A 19252-nucleotide genomic window follows, 5' to 3' on the forward strand; every position below is an offset into this window, starting at 1 on the left:
GGCGCCTTGATGGCAGAAAATACAGAACGATTAAAAGATAGAAATATCAGTACAGAAATGCGTGAATCATTTCTTGATTACGCCATGAGTGTTATCGTATCGCGTGCACTGCCGGATGTTAGAGATGGCATGAAGCCGGTTCACCGCCGTATATTATATGGTATGAACGATCAGGGGATGACCTCTGATAAACCGTACAAGAAATCAGCTCGTATCGTCGGGGACGTCATGGGTAAATATCACCCGCATGGTGACTCTTCAATTTACGAAGCGATGGTACGGATGGCTCAGGACTTCAGTTACCGCTATCCGCTGGTGGATGGTCAAGGTAACTTCGGTTCAATGGACGGTGACGGCGCAGCGGCAATGCGTTATACAGAAGCCCGCATGTCCAAGATCGCTATGGAATTGATGCGTGATATTAATAAAGATACGATTGACTTCGCTGACAACTATGACGGAAATGAGCGAGAGCCGGAAGTTCTTCCTGCCCGTTTCCCGAACCTGCTTGTCAACGGGGCATCAGGTATCGCAGTCGGGATGGCGACTAACATTCCGCCGCATAACTTGAATGAAGTTATTGACGGCGTGCTGGCACTGAGCTATAACCCTGATATTACAGTGTCAGAACTGATGGATCATATTCATGGTCCTGACTTTCCAACTTCCGGGCTGATTTTAGGGCGCAGTGGTATTCGCCGTGCCTATGAAACGGGACGCGGTTCAGTGATGATGCGTGCGAAAACAATCATCGAAACCCGTCCAAACGGGAAAGAGACCATTATCGTCACAGAAATTCCTTATCAGGTCAATAAAGCGAAACTCGTCGAGAAGATTGCTGAACTTGTCCGTGACAAAAAAGTAGATGGGATTACAGATCTTCGTGATGAGACAAGTCTTAAAGAAGGGGTCCGCATCGTTATTGATATCCGCCGTGATGCCAATGCTAACGTCATTTTAAACAATCTTTACAAGCAAACACCACTGCAGACTTCGTTCGGGATGAACATGCTGTCACTTGTAGAAGGCAAGCCAAGAGTGCTGAACTTGAAGCAGATGGTCTACTATTATCTTGAACATCAAAAAGTAGTCATCCGTCGTCGTACGGCCTACAATTTGAAAAAAGCAGAAGACCGGGCGCATTTACTGGAAGGTCTGCGCATAGCGCTTGATCATATCGATGAAATCATTGCGTTGATCCGTGCAGCGGAGAACGACCACCAGGCAATGGAAAGTTTAATGACGAACTATAGTCTGTCTGAACGTCAGGCACAGGCTATTATGGATATGCGTCTTCGTCGTCTGACAGGTCTTGAACGCGACAAGATTGAAGCGGAATACCAGGACTTGATCGCTTATATTTCGGAATTGAAAGCGATTCTTGCAGACGAGGAAAAAATTCTTGAGATCATCCGCGAGGAATTGACGGATATTAAAGAACGTTTCGGTGATCACAGACGCACTGAAATTACGACAGGCGGCTTCGACCACCTGGAAGACGAAGATCTGATTCCAGAAGACCACATCGTTATTACGCTCAGCCATAATAACTATATTAAACGTCTGCCGGTTTCTACGTATCGTGCCCAGCACCGCGGTGGTCGCGGCATTCAAGGGATGAACACGATTGAAGATGACTTTGTCAGCCAAATCGTGACGACTTCTACACATGATCATGTTCTGTTTTTTACGAATAAAGGGCGTGTGTATAAGCTGAAAGGCTACGAAATACCTGAACTGTCACGTCAGTCTAAAGGGATTCCGATCGTTAACGCCTTGTCCCTGGAAAAAGACGAGACAATCAGTACGATGATTGCTGTGAAAGACTTGGATCGTGAAGATGCCTTTATTATCTTTGCGACGAAAAAAGGTCTGATCAAGCGTTCAAGCCTCGCTAACTTTGCCCGGATCAATAAAAACGGTAAAATTGCGATCAGCTTCCGTGAAGATGACGAACTGATTGCGGTCCGTCTGACTGATGGAACGAAACAGCTGATCATCGGCACTAAAAATGCGTCTCTTATTCGTTTTGAAGAGAGCACACTGCGCCCACTCGGCCGTACAGCAGCGGGCGTGAAAGGTATTTCCCTGCGCGAAGGTGACGCTGTTATCGGACTGGATGTCATCAACTCCAATGATGAGCATGAAGTGCTGATTGTCACTGAGAAGGGTTATGGTAAGCGGACGAAAGAAAGCGACTACCGTATTTCCAACCGCGGCGGTAAAGGGATAAAGACCGCGACGATTACAGAGAAAAATGGTGAGCTGGTCTATATTTCAACTGTAACGGGTGAAGAAGATCTGATGGTCGTGACAAATCAAGGTGTCATCATTCGTCTTGATGTCAATGATATTTCTCAGAACGGGCGCGGCGCACAAGGCGTGAAGCTGATTCGTCTTGGTGAAGGGCAGCATGTCGCAACTGTCGCTAAAGTTGAGAAAGACTTTGACAGGGAAGAAGAAATCATTGAGCCTGAAGATGGTCATTTAGTCGGAACAGTTGATACTGTCGACGAAGAGCCTGAAGAAGATATTTTCGTAGATAGCGGAGATGTTGAGACGATAGATCACTTAAAAGAAGACTATTAATGCTATACAGCAAACGAGCCCGGATAATTATCCGGACTCGTTTTTTAGTTCATAAAGCAGTTATTCTTCCAGCTGCTTCATCATATAAGGAATTTCATCGATAATTTTTGAAGCCGGGATAACATACATGTCCTGTGCCAGCTTATCACCGATTTTACTATGAATATATACGGCGTTCTTAATAGCATCCTCGATTTCAAACTGACCGACGAAGCTTGCGAGAATACCTGCTAATGTATCTCCCATGCCGCCTGAGGCCATAGCGGGGTTCCCCTTTTCGATGCGATAGTCACCGGAAGTCAAGTAAAGCTCTGTATTATGCTTCTTGAGTACGACTTGAGCGCCGAGCGCATCTGCAGCCGCTCTATTACGCTCAGGTGTCTGCTCGTCAATTTGAATACCGCTCAGCCGTTCCCATTCTTTCTGATGCGGCGTGAAGATGACATTGCAGTCGGGCAGCGGATGGCGCAGTTTGCTCAAGATAGTAATGGCATCCCCGTCAATGATGACGGTCTGGTGATTTTGAATATGCTGGAAGAGGAAAGTCAGCGTATTATTGCCCTGGAAATCAAGCCCGAGCCCTGGCCCGATTAAAATACAGTCGGCGTCCGCGACAAGTTTACTGAGGCGCTTAATATCTGCCAGATCACTGACCATCGCTTCCGGACAGCGAGAATGAAGTGCTGTATGGTTCGTCTGATGGGTAACGACCGTCGTTAATCCGCCGCCGCTGTAGACACAGGCACGAGCACTCAGCATAATAGAGCCGCCCATGTTCTGATTACCACCGATTAATAGAATACGGCCGTAGTCTCCTTTATGTGACTCATTTTCTCTTTGCGGAATGCTGATCTGTGAAATAGTTTCCATGATTGTCTCCTTTGGTCTGAATACAGATAGTCTAACAGATTCAGTTGCACATCTAAAGGTGATTTGATAAGATAAGGTTAATTACATAGTCTATTACCCTGGAATAAGTAATTTCTAACGTATTTCAAAGAGAGTCAGTGGCTGGTGAAAACTGATGAATACAGGAGATGAAATCTATCCGGATGAAGCGGGTAATCGGTCTAACCGTTATGTTAATGGAGTGAACAGCTTAGGCTGTTAATTAGGGTGGCAACGCGTAAATACCACGTCCCTTGTACAGGGACGTGGTATTTTTTTGTTCCCGAAAATACACATTAGGAGGCACTATTATGTTAGATATTAAATTATTTAGAACAGAACCAGATTTAGTTAAACAGAAGCTGGAAATGCGGAGCTTCGATGCGGCGGTCGTCGACGAGATTCTTGAGCTCGACAAACAATCACGCGACTTAACAGTTCAAACGGAAGAACTGAAAGCAAAGCGTAATAAAGCAAGTGAAGACATTGCACTGAAAAAACGTAATAAGGAAAATGCAGATGAAGCGATTGCAGCGATGCGTCAAGTCGGCGAAGACATTAAAGCTATCGATGACCAGTTGAACAGCGTGAGCGCAGAACTGCGTGACCGCTTAGTGAGACTACCGAACTTAGTAAGCGATGAAACGCCGGCAGGAAAAGACGAAGATGACAACGTAGAAGTCCGTAAATGGGGCGAACCGCGTGCCTTTGACTTTGAGGCGAAAGCACACTGGGATATTATTGATGACTTGAAAATGGCTGATTTTGAACGAGCAGCGAAAGTATCCGGCGCACGCTTTGTCTTCCTGACTAAAGACGGAGCAAGACTTGAACGTGCCTTAATGAACTTCATGCTTGATATGCATACGACACAGCACGGTTATCAGGAAATGGTGACACCGCAGCTTGTGAATGCAGCATCTATGTTCGGCACAGGTCAGCTGCCTAAGTTTGAGGAAGATCTGTTCAAAGTAGAAAAAGAAGGCTTCTATACGATTCCGACTTCAGAAGTACCACTCACGAACTATTATCGTGATGAAATAATGGATGCTGAATTGTTCCCGGTAAAGTTCACAGCACAGACTGCATGTTTCCGATCTGAAGCAGGGTCAGCCGGTCGTGACACACGTGGTTTAATTCGTATGCACCAGTTCAACAAAGTGGAGATGGTCCGCTATGAATTGCCTGAGAACTCTTATGCAGCGCTTGAAGAGATGACGCAGCATGCAGAGAAAGTACTGCAGACATTGAACATTCCTTATCGTACGATTGCCTTATGTGCCGGCGATATCGGTTTCGGTGCTGCCAAAACGTATGACATTGAAGTATGGCTGCCGAGCTATAATGCATATAAAGAAATCAGCTCATGCTCTAACATGACAGATTTTCAGGCAAGACGTGCCAACATCCGCTTCAAGCGCGACAAAAACAGCAAAACAGCATATGTTCATACATTGAATGGTTCAGGACTTGCAGTCGGCCGGACATTTGCAGCGATTGTCGAGAACTATCAAAATGCAGACGGTACTATTACAGTTCCTGAAGCATTAGTGCCTTATATGGGCGGCCAGACAGTGATTAAATAAACAATTCTTATATTAAAAGAACGTGTACAGAGATAATATCTTCTGTATACGTTTTTTGTTAAGATTGTAAAAAACATATTAATATATTATTTATACTTTACTATATTAATTATATCTGATATATTAATTATATAAAATAAAAATTTATCTTAGAAAGAGGTTATGAAGCAATGACAAACTTTAAATTAGATCCGAATCACAGCTCTATTGAGTTCTCTATCAAACATTTAATGGTTTCAAAAGTAAAAGGGGAGTTCACTGATTACGACGTTCAGGCGACTGGAGATATTAACGACTTATCTACTGTTCAAGTGACAGCAGCAGTGACAGTAGATTCTATCGATACGAATAACAGCGACCGTGATGGTCACTTAAAATCAGCTGATTTCTTCGATATCGAGCAGTATCCTGAAATTAAATTCGTTTCTTCTGCTGTTTCAGAAACATCTGTAACCGGTGAATTAACGATTAAAGATGTGACACACACTGAAACATTCGATGTTGAATTCAACGGTGTTCAAAAAAATCCGATGACTGGTGGAAATGTGACCGGCTTCATCGTATCAGGGAAAATCAACCGCGAGAAATACGGCATTACTTGGAATCAGGCGCTTGAATCAGGCGGCGTAATGGTCGGTAAAGACGTTAAGTTTGAAGCAGGTATTGAACTTGCTATCGAAGAATAAATACTGATGATTAACGACTAACACATTGTCTCGTCTGACAATGTGTTTTTTGTCGTTCAGTGTATTCAATTAACATACATTGAGGTATTGGCTCATAAGTTGTAAAATAGAAACGTTATGAAATTTATATGAGAAAGAGTGTTCAGATTTGAAATTGGATTTAATTAAAACGTTGGCGATAAGTGCTATTATGCTGTTGATCGCTCTACTAATGAACGCGTTGCCTGCACTTATTCTCATCACTGCCCCTTTTCTGTTGATTCCAGGAGTCTATTTATACTACAAAGATAAACTCGGCTTTTATGTGATGAGCGGCATTGTGCTGATTATCTCACTCGTTATGCTGAAGTTATTTGCGCTGCAGGTCATTATAGGTGTTCTGCTCTCGAGCTATTTAATCGGTCAGCTGCTTGAAACGCGTGCATCAAAGGAAACTATGCTGTTTGCGCTGACAGCATTGCTCAGCTTTTACACACTGCTGTCTATTATATCCATGCAGCTATTGAATTTACTGCCGACGACTAAACAATGGTTTGCAGCCGTTAAAGATTCTTACATGACAATGGTTGAAACTGAATTATCAAAAGATAATATTTCTTGGGAAAACATCGCGTTGTTTAATTCGGCGCTGGATCAAATGCAGCTTCAAGTACCGGGGCTTATAGTTTTGCTGATTTTCCTGCTCAGTCTTGTCAGTCTGCTGATTGCACTTCCGTTGTTACGGAGTTTTAAAATTGCGACGCCTAATTTCCGGCCGCTTTACTTCTGGCGGGTACCGAAAATTGCCCTCTATATTTATGTCATCGCTGTTGTCATCAAGCTGTTTCTGACACCAGAGGATGTGGTTCTGCTCGGCATAGTCACAAACTTACAGTATGTGTTAGAATGGATTATATTTATTCAGGGAATTTCATTGATCAGTTTCTATGTTAAAGTGAAACGCACGCCGCTGATCATTAATCTATTGATGTTTATCTTCGCCTTTATTATGGCGCCGATTACACAGCTATTAGGAATGCTGGATCTCATCATCAATTTAAAAGCAAGAATTAAACTATAATGAATAGTGAGGTGTCTTGATGAATCGTAAATATAATAGGCAGACGCTCATATTTCCGTTTGTGGTAATGTGTCTGGCTGCCTTGATTCTCGTTGGTCTGCTATTTACTGTTCATCGGCTGATGGCATTGCTTGCAGGAAGTATCATTATAGCGATTATTATTATTTGTGCTTTTGTGCTGCATAGTAGTATTCAGCGCAATGAACGGTATTTTCAGGAGCTGGCTACCCGGGTTGACAAAGGGAAGTCATATGCAATCACTGAACTGCCGATTGGTGTCGTATTACTGGATGACTTTGACCATGTGGAATGGCATAACCAGTTTATCCACGAGAAGGTTGACCGGCCGATATTGAGCGATTCGATTAACGAAATTTTCCCGAATTTGCTGAATCAGTTGAAAGTGACAGGTATTGATGAAGTGCAGACGCAGTATAAAGAACATCGGTTCAAAGTGCGCTATGCCGAGAAGACGAAAGTGCTTTATTTTCAGGATATTAGCGATAAAGTAGAGATTGACAAGTTATTTGAAGAATCAAAGCCGGTCATCGGTACGATTTTCCTTGATAACTATGACGAACTCACACAAAATATGAGCGATGCCAACAGAACTGAGATGAACAGTATGATGACGGCAGCAATCAACAGCTGGGCTGAAGAGAACAGTGTTTATGTCAAACGTTATTCATCAGATCAGTTCATCATTTTCTTGAACAATCATATTTTAAGCCAGATTGAACAGACGAAGTTTAATTTGCTTGATATCATCCGTGAAAAAAGCCGTGAGAAAAAAACTCAGATTACATTGAGTATTGGTATCGGTGAAGGTGCTGATAACTTAATTGAGCTCGGCGAACTGGCGCAATCAAGTCTGGATCTTGCGCTCGGCCGCGGCGGTGACCAGGTAGCCATCAAAAACTCAGCGGGCGGTGTGCGTTTCTTCGGCGGTAAGACAGACCCGATGGAAAAACGGACCCGCGTGCGAGCACGAGTCATTTCCCATGCTTTAAAAGATATTCTAGCGGAAGGCGACAATGTTATTATTATGGGTCATAAACGGCCGGACATGGATGCGATCGGCGCAGCTGTTGGAGTAGCACGATTTGCTAAGATGAATAATCTGAAAGCCTACATCGTCTTGAATGACTATGATATTGATGACACATTGAGCCGGGTAATGAGTGAAATTGCTGCCAAGCCCGAACTGAATGAGACATTTATCACGTCAGATGAAGCATGGTCGCTCATGACCAACCGGACGACGCTTGTCATAGTGGATACGCATAAACCTGCTATGGTGATAGATGAGAACATATTGAACAAAGCATCGCGTAAAGTCGTCATCGACCATCATCGCCGCGGTGAAGAGTTTATTTCCAATCCGCTGTTAGTCTATATGGAGTCTTATGCAAGTTCGACAGCAGAACTGGTCACGGAACTGCTGGAATACCAGCCGGAGGAACATAAATTGACGCGTCTTGAATCGACAGTTATGCTTGCAGGTATTATCGTAGATACAAGAAACTTCACATTGCGGACGGGATCCCGGACATTTGACGCTGCGAGTTATTTAAGAAGCCACGGTGCGGATACGATTCTCTGTCAGCATTTCTTAAAAGATGATATTACAACATATTTAAAACGAAGCGAACTGATAAAGACGGTTGAACTTGGCCGTGACGGAGTCGCTATAGCATTCGGTAGAGACGATGAAATCTATCATCCGGTTGTCGTCGCACAGGCTGCAGATGAACTGCTCAGTCTTGAAGGCGTTGAGGCCTCATTTGTTGTCGCGAGACGCAGTGAAGATATGATAGGCATCTCTGCGCGGTCGTTAGGTGAAATTAATGTTCAGCTGGTCATGGAAGCGATGGGCGGCGGCGGCCACCTGTCTAATGCTGCAACTCAGCTGGGCAATATCACAGTAGGCGCAGCAATTGACCAGCTTGAAGAAGTTATCGCAGAACAATTCTCAAGGAGTGAAGGATAATGAAAGTAATTTTTACACAAGATGTTAAAGGTAAAGGCAAAAAAGGTGAAGTTAAAGAAGTGCCGGTCGGCTATGCAAATAACTTCCTGCTTAAAAATAACTATGCAGTTGAAGCGACACCAGGCAACTTAAAACAACTTAAAGCGCAGAACTTACGCGTGGAAAAAGACAAAGAACAGGCGCTGATTGACGCGGAACAGCTGAAAGAACGCATTGAAGCACTTGAAGTAGATGTGACAGCTAAAGCTGGAGACGGCGGCCGGCTGTTCGGCTCTGTAAGTACAAAGCAGATTGTTGAAGCATTGAAGCAGCAGCATGACATAAAAGTAGATAAAAGAAAAATGGATTTACCGGACGGAATTAGAAGCCTCGGGTACACGAGCGTACCGGTAAAACTTCACCATCAAGTATCTGCAACACTGAAAGTCCATGTAACAGAAGCATAATATTGAAGGAGGCGCACCGATGGAAGACTACAATCAATCATTGCAGATGCCCCATCATTTAGAAGCGGAGCAGTCTGTCCTTGGTGCGATTCTAATTGATCCGGAGCTGTTGATGCCGGCGCTTGAGCGTTTAATGCCGCATCACTTCTACCGGAAGAACCATCAGCATATCTTCCAGGCAATGCTGTCGCTTGCAGAAAAAAACACAGAAGTAGATGTCGTGACTATTACGAATCAGATGACCGCAGAAGGGACGCTCGATGAAGCAGGCGGTCCCGGCTATCTGCTGGAACTGTCCAATATAGTGCCGACGACCCGGAATATCGATTTCTATACAGAGATTGTCTTCCGTGATGCCGTTAAACGACAGCTGATTACGGTTGCCGACTCTATTGCAAAAGACGGCTACAACAATGAACTTGAACTAGAGTCACTGCTCAGCGATGCTGAAAAACGCATTATGGAAATTTCAGCATCCCGCGGTACAGATGGCTTTAAATATATTAAAGAAATTCTTCAGACGGTATTCGAGAATGCTGAGGAGCTCGACCGCAATCAAGGTCAGACACCCGGCATACCGACTGGTTACCGCGATCTTGACAAGATGACTGCAGGATTTAACCGCAATGACTTAATTATTATCGCAGCGCGTCCATCTGTCGGTAAGACGGCGTTTGCGCTTAATATTGCCCAGCAGGTCGCAACGCATGACAATAGTTATTCTGTCGCTATTTTTTCTCTGGAGATGGGTGCTGACCAGCTCGCCACCCGTATGATCTGCAGCACAGGTAATGTAGACTCTAACCGGCTGCGGACAGGAACGATGGAAAATGAGGACTGGAACCGGTTCACGGTGGCAATCGGTAAACTTGCTAAAACAAATATTTATATCGATGATACGCCGGGCATCCGAATTACAGATATTCGTGCAAAATGCCGCCGGCTCAAGCAGGAACATGGTCTTGATATGATATTGATTGACTACTTACAGCTTATCCAAGGATCGGGCTCACGCAGTTCAGATAACCGTCAGCAGGAAGTTTCTGAAATTTCACGGATGCTGAAAGCACTGGCACGGGAACTGGAATGCCCGGTCATCGCATTAAGCCAGCTGTCACGGGGCGTCGAGCAGCGTCAGGATAAACGGCCGATGATGAGTGATATTCGTGAATCGGGGTCGATTGAGCAGGATGCGGATATTGTCGCTTTTCTTTACCGGGATGATTATTACAATCGCGGGAACGGAGAAGACGGTGAAGAAGGAGAAATTGATGCGGGCGTACAGGATGAGAACGGTGAGATTGAAATCATCATCGCCAAGCAGCGTAACGGCCCGACAGGTACTGTAAAGCTTAATTTTATGAAGCAGTATAATAAGTTCACAGACATCAGCTATGAATATTCAGGATTAGAAGGCTGAGCAATCAATAATCGTCATAAAATAATCACAATTATAAAAAACGTACATTTTTTAGCATAAAATAAAAAACGTACGTTTTTTAATATAGAATACTTGTATTTAAACGGCGGATGTTTGTATAACTTGTTCGGTTAGAATACCTTTAAATCATTGATATATCAATATTTATAGCATGTTTCCATAACACATGAATAAATCGGTCAGCGCTATAAATTTACATTTGAAACGTTCGGTTTTTGTTTGATTTTTATGTCATTCATTGATAGAATAACAAAGGTTGATTAAATTTGGAGGTGCAAGGATGTCATCTATCGTAGTAGTTGGAACACAATGGGGAGACGAAGGTAAAGGTAAGATTACAGACTTCTTGTCAGAACAGGCAAACGTCATCGCACGTTTTTCAGGCGGCAACAACGCGGGTCATACGATTAAATTCGGCGGCGAAACTTATAAATTACATTTAGTACCATCTGGTATTTTTTATTCAGATAAATTATCAGTGATCGGTAACGGGGTTGTTGTAGATCCTGTTGCCCTGCTGAAAGAATTAGATGCATTAAACGAGCGCGGTATCAACACGGATAATTTACGTATTTCAAACCGTGCGCAAGTGATTCTTCCTTACCATTTAAAGCAGGACGAACTGGAAGAAGAAAAACGCGGCGACAACAAGATTGGTACAACAAAAAAAGGTATCGGTCCGGCTTATGTTGATAAAGTACAGCGTATTGGTATCCGTATGGCGGATTTACTGGACGAAGAAACATTCCGTAAATTATTGACGCAGAACTTAGCAGCGAAAAATGAACTGTTCGAAAAAATGTTCAATGCTGAAGGCTTTACGTTCGAAGAAATTTTTGAGCCATACTTCGCAGCAGGACAACGTTTGAAATCATTTGTAACAGATACAGCTAAAGTGCTGGATGATGCTTTCCATGCAGATGAAAAAGTATTGTTTGAAGGCGCACAAGGGGTTATGCTTGATATCGACCACGGAACATATCCGTTCGTCACATCAAGCAATCCGATTGCTGGTAACGTAACAGTCGGTACAGGCGTCGGACCGACGTTCGTTGACCGCGTCATCGGTGTATGTAAAGCTTATACATCACGTGTCGGTGACGGTCCATTCCCGACAGAATTATTCGATGAAGATGGTCATCATATCCGTGAAGTCGGCCGTGAATATGGTACAACAACAGGACGCCCGCGCCGCGTCGGCTGGTTCGACTCAGTCGTGCTGCGTCACTCACGCCGCGTAAGTGGTATTACAGACTTATCTATCAACTCAATTGACGTACTGACAGGTCTTGATACTGTTAAAATCTGTACAGCATATGAGCTGGACGGCAAAGAAATTACAGAGTATCCAGCAAACTTAAATGAACTGAACCGCTGTCAGCCGATCTTCGAAGAGCTGCCAGGCTGGACAGAAGACGTGACAGCATGCAAGACGATGGCAGAACTGCCTGACAATGCCCGCCGTTACTTAGAGCGCATTTCTGAACTGTGTGACGTGAAAATCTCTATCTTCTCTGTAGGTCCTGACCGTACACAGACGAATCTGCTTGAAGATTTATGGCAGAATTAAAAAAATAAACTTCATAAACGAACCCCAAAAGTCAGACTTTTGGGGTTCGTTTCATGTATTTTTAGTGGATATCGCGCTTCTTGAAGCGGCCGCCTTTAACTTCAGAAACGTTACCGATAGCGACGAACGCTGAGTCATCAAAATGATTGATGATATCTTTGAGCTTATACTCTTCCAGCCGTGTAATAACGACAAAAATAATCTTCTTGTTTTCTCCTGTATATGCACCTTCACCTGATAAATAAGTGACACCACGACCTAGTCGATTAGTGATAGCGTCACCGATCTCTTCGTACTGGTCGCTGATGATCCAGGCCGACTTCGATTCATCGAGTCCGAGCTGCACGATATCAATCGCTTTAAAGGCGATGAAGTAAGCAATGACAGAATACATGGCAGATTCCCACGTGAACACAAACCCTGCAGCGATAAAGATGAAGAAGTTGACGACCATAACGATTTCACCGACAGAGAACGGTGATTTCGAGCTGATAAGTATGGCGAGTATTTCAGAGCCGTCAAGCGAACCGCCATAACGGATGACAAGGCCGACACCGATACCAAGGATGGCACCACCAAAAATAGTGACGAGAAACTTCTCATCGATGAACGCAGGCACTGGATGCAGAATGGCTGTCGCAATAGACAGCACCATAATTCCATAAACAGTAGACATGGCGAATGATTTACCAATTTGCTTATAGCCTAGAAAGAAAAAAGGCAGGTTGAGGACGAAGATAAAGAGGCCGAGCGGCAGATGAAGCAGGTGACTGAACATAATGGATATACCGACGATACCGCCGTCTAGTATTTGATTCGGCACTAAAAATAATTCAAGCGCAACCGCCATGAGAATAGCACCGATCGTAATCATGATAAGCCGCTTGATCTTTTCTGTCAGCGGCAATTTTTTATGTGATTTCTCGGATGAAATATCGATCATAAATCTACCTCGCTCTCATTAATAATATTTTGATAGTATACATTTATTATACTAAAAATTTTTAAAATATGCTTGCCAGCTGAATTATACTCATGCTATAATCAATCTTGTGCTGAAAAAACCAAGGCCCCTTGGTCAAGCGGTTAAGACACCGCCCTTTCACGGCGGTAACACGGGTTCGAATCCCGTAGGGGTCACCATTTAAATATAAGGTCCCGTGGTGTAGCGGTTAACATGCCTGCCTGTCACGCAGGAGATCGCCGGTTCGATCCCGGTCGGGACCGCTTGTAAAAGATATGCATTTAATGCATATCTTTTTTTGTGTTAAGAACGGGAGATAGAAAAATTCCCGAAATAATGTTAAATTAAAAGATAGCATATAATGATAGACTCTACTATGAAAAGAGGTTACGCCATGTCTAGGAAAATCGTTGTTGTAGATGATGAAAAACCTATTGCCGATATATTAGAATTCAACTTGAAAAAAGAAGGTTATGAAGTGTCTGTAGCCTACGATGGCGATGACGCCGTCGAACTGATTTATGAAGTGCAGCCGGACATCGTGCTGCTTGATATTATGCTGCCGGGCCGTGACGGTATGGAAGTGTGCCGTGAAGTGAGAAAGAAATATGATATGCCGATCATCATGCTGACTGCAAAAGATTCAGAAATTGATAAAGTGCTTGGTCTGGAACTCGGAGCAGATGACTATGTTACAAAGCCGTTCAGCACGAGAGAACTGATTGCCCGTGTCAAAGCCAATCTTCGTCGCCATTATACACAGGCACAGTCTGAAGAAAAAGAAGAGACGAATGATATTGTCATTAAAGATATCACGGTTTATCCGGATGCTTATTCTATTAAAAAACGGAGCAAGGACATTGAACTGACACATCGTGAATTCGAACTGTTCCATTATCTGGCGAAACATATCGGTCAGGTGATGACGCGTGAACATTTACTGCAGACGGTATGGGGTTATGATTACTTCGGCGATGTCCGCACAGTGGACGTCACAATCCGCAGATTACGGGAAAAGATTGAGGATGATGCTTCTCACCCGGAATATATCGTCACACGGCGCGGTGTCGGTTACTTCTTGCAGTCACAGGAATAATCAATGAAGAAGTTTTTGAAGAATTTACAATCCCTCCATATTAAATTAGTGTTAATTTATGTGCTGCTTATTATCATCGGTATGCAGATCATCGGTCTTTATTTCACGAATAACCTCGAAAAAGAGCTGACAGAGAACTTCAAAGGTAATGTTACACGTCAAGTGAAGCAGATTGACTACGACATACAGAAGGCATATCAGGACAGCGGCAGCGCTGAAAATACTCAAAGTGAGATACAAAACATCGTCGATGAATATTCCTCGCGCTCCGGTATCGGTGAATCACGGTCAGATATCGACGACATAAGAGTAGTCAACAGCGATGAACTGGTCATAGTGTCCAGTAAGAATAATGGCAATTCTCCTTCCATCCAGAAAAATAAAGATACACAAATACAAAAAGCACTGTCATTAGGTACAGGTAATGACCGTATTCAGCTGAGAAATATCGGCAGCTCGAAAGAACGAGTCTGGGTGTTGAACGAACCGATTACGGTCAATGACAGACTTGTCGGCGTTATCCATGTCGAATCAACAATAGAAACGATTTACCAGCAGCTGGATAAGATCAACCAGATTTTCATTATCGGGACAGGATTATCACTCCTCATCACTGGTATCCTCGGATTCTTTATTGCGAGAACCATTACAAAACCGATTGCTGATATGCGTAATCAGGCGTTAGAGATGTCAAAAGGGAACTATACGAACCGCGTTAAAGTATATGGCGGTGACGAAATCGGAGAGCTCGCGCTGACGTTCAACAATCTCGCGAAACGGGTGCAGGAAGCCCAGGCTAACACTGAAAGTGAGAAGCGGCGGCTTGATTCTGTCATCACGCATATGAGTGATGGCGTTATTGCGACAGACAGACGAGGACGGGTGCGTATCGTCAATGATATGGCACTTAAAATGCTCGATATGAACCGCGATGAAATAGAAGGACGTCATGTACTAGATGTCCTTAAAATTGAAGAGCACTATTCCATGGAAGAACTGCAGGATAACTCCGGCGGCATCATTATGGATATCAATGAAAAAGAACAGTTGATTGTGCGGGCGAGCTTTTCTACTATTATTCAGGACACCGGATTTATCAATGGCTATATCGCTGTTCTGCATGACGTCACAGAGCAGCACCACGTTGAAAATGAACGTCGCGAATTCGTCGCGAACGTTTCTCATGAGCTCCGGACACCGCTCACATCGATGCGCAGTTATATTGAGGCGCTGGAAGAAGGGGCATGGCAGAATCCTGAACTTGCACCGCAATTTCTTACAGTCACACGTGAAGAGACAGACCGGATGATTCGTCTCGTCAATGACCTGCTGCAGTTATCTAAAATGGACAACTCCGGCGAAGTATTAAGCAAAGAACTGATTGATTTCAATATGTTCATCCATAAAATCATCAACCGCTTTGAAATGACAGAAGGAAAGAACGCGACATTCGTCAGAGATATTCCGAAGGCGGGTATATTTGTTGAGATTGATCCCGATAAAATGACCCAAGTATTTGACAATGTCATTTCCAATGCATTGAAATACTCAAAAGGTAAGAAAAAAGTAGAATTCCACGTGAAACAGAATATGCTATTCAACCGGATGACGATTCAGATTAAAGATAACGGTATCGGTATTCCACTTAATAAGGTGGATAAAATCTTTGACCGCTTCTTCCGTGTAGATAAAGCAAGAACCCGCAATATGGGTGGTACAGGACTTGGACTTGCGATTAGTAAAGAGATTGTAGAAGCGCATGACGGCCGTATATGGGCTAACAGTAAAGAAGGTCAGGGCACTTCAGTTTACATTACACTTCCTTGTGAAGTGCTGGATGATGGTGATTGGGATGTTTAAAGATGTGATGAAAAGCCTCCTGCTTTTCAGTTTGATTATTTCAAGTGTGATTCTGACTTATAAAATCTGGAATTATACACCTGAACTGACCAATGTAGAAACATCACCAGACGAAAAAACACCGACGATTGGTCCACGAAATAACGATAATATTAGAAGTATATTTATGCCTTTTCAAATGATTTCCTACGAGGAGCAGAATGTGAAAGGGACTTCTGATGTCGATGCCATCATGGATTTCACGGACAAGATTGCCGGCAGTAAAGTGAAGAAGACAACACTGCTCGCTAACAATCTGACATCAGAAATCGGGAAGAAATACATTATTTTTGATTTTACTGTCAATATGCCGAACGATATGTATTTAACAAGTGTGCTGAATTTAAACAATAAGTTTGTCGATAAACATCAGTTCAACCGGCTGATTATCGATAGTGACAGCGGACCGGAACTGACGCTTTACTTATTATCAGCTGATAAAATGCTGAGAGTGGAAACGACCGCTAAAAGTGCGTCGTTCAACAAACTGCTTAAAACATATGACGGCCGTATGATTAAATACAGCGGCATTATTACTAATGAAAAGACAACGGATGAGAAAACAAATGTGTATGCACCGTTCAGTTCGGACCATGCCAAGACTTACCGCTATATGGCTGATAGAATTAATGTTGAGGATATCAATAATGCCGTGCTTGACGAAAAGGAGCACGTGATTGAACGGACGCGTAAAAATGGACCGACGACATATTTCGGCAATACTGGAGTCGTCTCCATTACACAGAATTCGATTTACAAGTACAATAACTTATCAGAAACAGACAGCGTTAAACCGGATCCAGAGGAGAACTTAGTAAATTCGTTCAGCTTTATTAGTAAGCACGGCGGATTCACTGATGATTATCGTCTATTCTCTATACGGCAGGATAATCATGCCATCAACTACCAGATGTTTTTAAGCGGACTTCCAGTCTTCAATCAAAGCGGGTTATCTGAGATCAACGTCACCTGGGGAGAGAATGAAGTCTATGAATATCGACGAGGCCTCTTCTCTACAAGTGTCGCAGTACCTTCGACAAGCACTACTAAAAACTTGCCGACTGCAGAACAGGTGCGCTTTGCGTTAGCTTCTAATAGACGCTATAACTATGAGGACATTACGCATATGATCATCGGCTATGAAATGAAGACATCAGCACCGAATGACCTGCAGCTGCAGACGACACTGCTCTTTGAACCGAGCTGGTATATTGAATATCAAGGTGAATGGAAGAAATACGAAGACGGGAGGCTGAAATAGTGGATTGGAAACATGCAAGTTCACTCTTCATCTTTGTCTTTCTTGTGATGAATATTTGTCTCGGCTACATTTACTATAATAAAGTGCAGCAGTCTCATAAAATTGATACACAAGACGAAAAAACATTGTCATTCACAAAAGAAAACATTAAACTGCCGAAAATGCTGCCGACTAAAGATGTGGAATTAAATTATGTCTCTGGAACAAGCAAAGTATTTTATACGGACGACAAAGATAAGAAGAAAGCGACTGTTGTCTCTACAGCCGTCAACAAAACCATCTATCTTCCTAAAATAGAGGCACCCGTTATAGCTAAAGCACTGGACAGCTATATCGACGACGAAATCTATGAAGGGTCCGAGTATATACTCAGCGGTATTGACCGTAAAAACAAACGCATCTATTATGAGCAGATGTTTGAGAACTATCCGATTTTAAGCAATGAAACGGCACAAATCATGTTTGAATATGACAGCAATAATATGATTAAAAGCTATAAACAGACATATTTAGATGACTTGCAGATTGGACTTGGGAAAAACAATGAGAAGAAGCAGGTCATTGAACCGAGACAAGCACTGGAAACATTGTACTATCAGAATGTCCTTCATTCAGGAGATGAAGTAGAAGCTGTCAGACTAGGCTATTATTCCGTAAGCCCGAATATCGAAGGGCAAGTGCTGAAACCTACATGGCAAGTAGCCATTATTCATAACAGCGGCAAACATGAAACAGTGTATGTCGATGCGCTGCAGCCTGAAGAAACTATATTGAAGTAACGAAGTGAGTGATAATCTTGATAAAAATGTCCGTACTGGCAAGCGGCTCGACCGGTAATGCAACATATGTCGAAAGTGATAAAGGCGCACTGCTGGTAGATGTCGGCCTGACCGGTAAAAAAATGGAAGCACTGTTCAATCAGATTGACCGCGATATTAAAGACTTGAAAGGGATACTTGTGACGCATGAACATGTGGATCACATTAAAGGACTAGGTGTTCTAGCGAGAAAGTATAAACTACCGGTGTATGCCAATGAGAACACGTGGAAGGCAATTGAGCGGAAAGACGGGAATATACCGTCCGATCAGAAGTTTATCTTCAACCCTTATGAGACAAAGTCTATCGCGGGATTTGACATTGAATCGTTCAACGTCTCGCATGACGCCATCGATCCGCAGTTCTACATCTTCCACAACGACTATAAGAAATTGTCTCTTATTACTGATACAGGCTACGTCTCAGACCGCATGAAAGGGATGATTCACGGCAGTGACTGCTTCGTCTTTGAGAGCAATCATGATGTCGACATGCTGCGCATGGGCAGATATCCGTGGAAGACAAAGCAGCGGATATTGAGCGATGAAGGCCACGTGTCCAATGAAGATGCGGCGTATGCGATGCGTGAAGTGATCACCGGGTCGACGAAGCGGATCTACTTATCGCATTTATCGCGGGATAACAATATGAAAGATTTAGCGCGGATGAGTGTGGAGCAGGTGCTGAATGAGCATGATATCGATACGCAAAACGATGTCGTGCTGTATGATACGGATAAAGACTTTGCGACGATGATTTATGAACTGTAGTTAAATATATTTACAATACTTCACATAAGATAGTGGATAACTCTGTGGGTAAGTATCGAGTTATCCACAATGTATAAAGATGTCCGGTAAAATGGGCATCTTTTTTATGTTTATGCAAAGATAACGTTAATAAAAATGACATTAAAGTGATTAAACAGTGTAAAATAAGGGTTGTGAAATGTGAATAA

Annotated in this window: 15 protein-coding genes, 2 tRNA genes and 1 other annotated feature; of the genes, 15 read left to right on the plus strand and 2 right to left on the minus strand. The window is 43.2% G+C overall.

Annotated elements, in window-relative coordinates; translation table 11 throughout:
* Window positions 1–9: 9 nt before the first annotated feature.
* Window positions 10–2589 carry a DNA gyrase subunit A gene (gyrA, locus tag ERX35_RS05435; RefSeq protein WP_149458919.1) on the plus strand — a complete coding sequence of 860 codons (2580 nt, stop codon included), beginning with the start codon at window positions 10–12 and terminating at the stop codon, window positions 2587–2589.
* Window positions 2590–2649: 60 nt separating this feature from the next.
* On the opposite strand, the gene ERX35_RS05440 is transcribed toward gyrA, so the two are convergent.
* A complete protein-coding gene (locus tag ERX35_RS05440) occupies window positions 2650–3459 on the minus strand; it encodes an NAD(P)H-hydrate dehydratase (RefSeq protein WP_149458920.1) in 810 nt (269 codons plus the stop codon).
* Between the two features lie 91 nt (window positions 3460–3550).
* Window positions 3551–3735: a binding site (T-box leader), on the plus strand.
* A gap of 53 nt (window positions 3736–3788) precedes the next feature.
* Between ERX35_RS05440 and serS the strand changes: the two genes are divergently transcribed.
* From serS to ERX35_RS05475, 7 genes are all read left to right on the plus strand, one after another.
* Window positions 3789–5063, plus strand: coding sequence for a serine--tRNA ligase (gene serS, locus ERX35_RS05445; RefSeq protein WP_149458921.1), 1275 nt, complete (start codon window positions 3789–3791; stop codon window positions 5061–5063).
* A 170-nt stretch (window positions 5064–5233) separates the two neighbouring features.
* Entirely contained in the window at window positions 5234–5749 is a 516-nt protein-coding gene (locus ERX35_RS05450) for a YceI family protein (protein ID WP_149458922.1), read from the plus strand.
* A 190-nt stretch (window positions 5750–5939) separates the two neighbouring features.
* A complete protein-coding gene (locus tag ERX35_RS05455; RefSeq protein ID WP_170234552.1) occupies window positions 5940–6809 on the plus strand; it encodes a DUF2232 domain-containing protein in 870 nt (289 codons plus the stop codon).
* Between the two features lie 19 nt (window positions 6810–6828).
* Complete coding sequence (locus ERX35_RS05460; protein WP_149458924.1) at window positions 6829–8799, plus strand: DHH family phosphoesterase; 1971 nt, start codon at window positions 6829–6831, stop codon at window positions 8797–8799.
* Complete coding sequence (rplI, locus tag ERX35_RS05465; protein ID WP_149458925.1) at window positions 8799–9245, plus strand: 50S ribosomal protein L9; 447 nt, start codon at window positions 8799–8801, stop codon at window positions 9243–9245. Before ERX35_RS05460 ends, rplI begins: the two co-directional genes overlap by 1 nt.
* Before the next feature lie 19 nt (window positions 9246–9264).
* On the plus strand, window positions 9265–10665 hold the full coding sequence (dnaB, locus tag ERX35_RS05470; protein ID WP_149458926.1) for a replicative DNA helicase: 1401 nt from the start codon (window positions 9265–9267) through the stop codon (window positions 10663–10665).
* Between the two features lie 301 nt (window positions 10666–10966).
* Window positions 10967–12256: an adenylosuccinate synthase gene (locus ERX35_RS05475; RefSeq protein ID WP_149458927.1), complete on the plus strand. Its 1290-nt coding sequence runs from the start codon at window positions 10967–10969 to the stop codon at window positions 12254–12256.
* A gap of 61 nt (window positions 12257–12317) precedes the next feature.
* On the opposite strand, the gene ERX35_RS05480 is transcribed toward ERX35_RS05475, so the two are convergent.
* Entirely contained in the window at window positions 12318–13199 is an 882-nt protein-coding gene (locus ERX35_RS05480; RefSeq protein WP_149458928.1) for a YitT family protein, read from the minus strand.
* A 125-nt stretch (window positions 13200–13324) separates the two neighbouring features.
* Between ERX35_RS05480 and ERX35_RS05485 the strand changes: the two genes are divergently transcribed.
* The 7 genes from ERX35_RS05485 (at window position 13325) to ERX35_RS05515 (ending at window position 19064) form a co-directional block, all read left to right on the plus strand.
* Window positions 13325–13399, plus strand: a tRNA-Glu gene (locus tag ERX35_RS05485).
* Window positions 13400–13410: 11 nt separating this feature from the next.
* Window positions 13411–13483, plus strand: a tRNA-Asp gene (locus tag ERX35_RS05490).
* A gap of 131 nt (window positions 13484–13614) precedes the next feature.
* On the plus strand, window positions 13615–14316 hold the full coding sequence (yycF, locus tag ERX35_RS05495) for a response regulator YycF (protein WP_149458929.1): 702 nt from the start codon (window positions 13615–13617) through the stop codon (window positions 14314–14316).
* Between the two features lie 3 nt (window positions 14317–14319).
* Entirely contained in the window at window positions 14320–16176 is a 1857-nt protein-coding gene (walK, locus tag ERX35_RS05500) for a cell wall metabolism sensor histidine kinase WalK (protein WP_149458930.1), read from the plus strand.
* Window positions 16169–17476 carry a YycH family regulatory protein gene (locus tag ERX35_RS05505; protein WP_170234553.1) on the plus strand — a complete coding sequence of 436 codons (1308 nt, stop codon included), beginning with the start codon at window positions 16169–16171 and terminating at the stop codon, window positions 17474–17476. Before walK ends, ERX35_RS05505 begins: the two co-directional genes overlap by 8 nt.
* The gene (locus ERX35_RS05510; RefSeq protein ID WP_170234554.1) at window positions 17476–18255 is read left to right on the plus strand and encodes a two-component system regulatory protein YycI; all 780 of its coding nucleotides are present in this window, start codon (window positions 17476–17478) and stop codon (window positions 18253–18255) included. Before ERX35_RS05505 ends, ERX35_RS05510 begins: the two co-directional genes overlap by 1 nt.
* A gap of 26 nt (window positions 18256–18281) precedes the next feature.
* Window positions 18282–19064 carry an MBL fold metallo-hydrolase gene (locus ERX35_RS05515; RefSeq protein WP_170234569.1) on the plus strand — a complete coding sequence of 261 codons (783 nt, stop codon included), beginning with the start codon at window positions 18282–18284 and terminating at the stop codon, window positions 19062–19064.
* Window positions 19065–19252: the final 188 nt, after the last annotated feature.

It is taken from the genome of Macrococcus equipercicus (genome assembly GCF_004359525.2).
GTDB lineage: Bacteria > Bacillota > Bacilli > Staphylococcales > Staphylococcaceae > Macrococcus > Macrococcus equipercicus.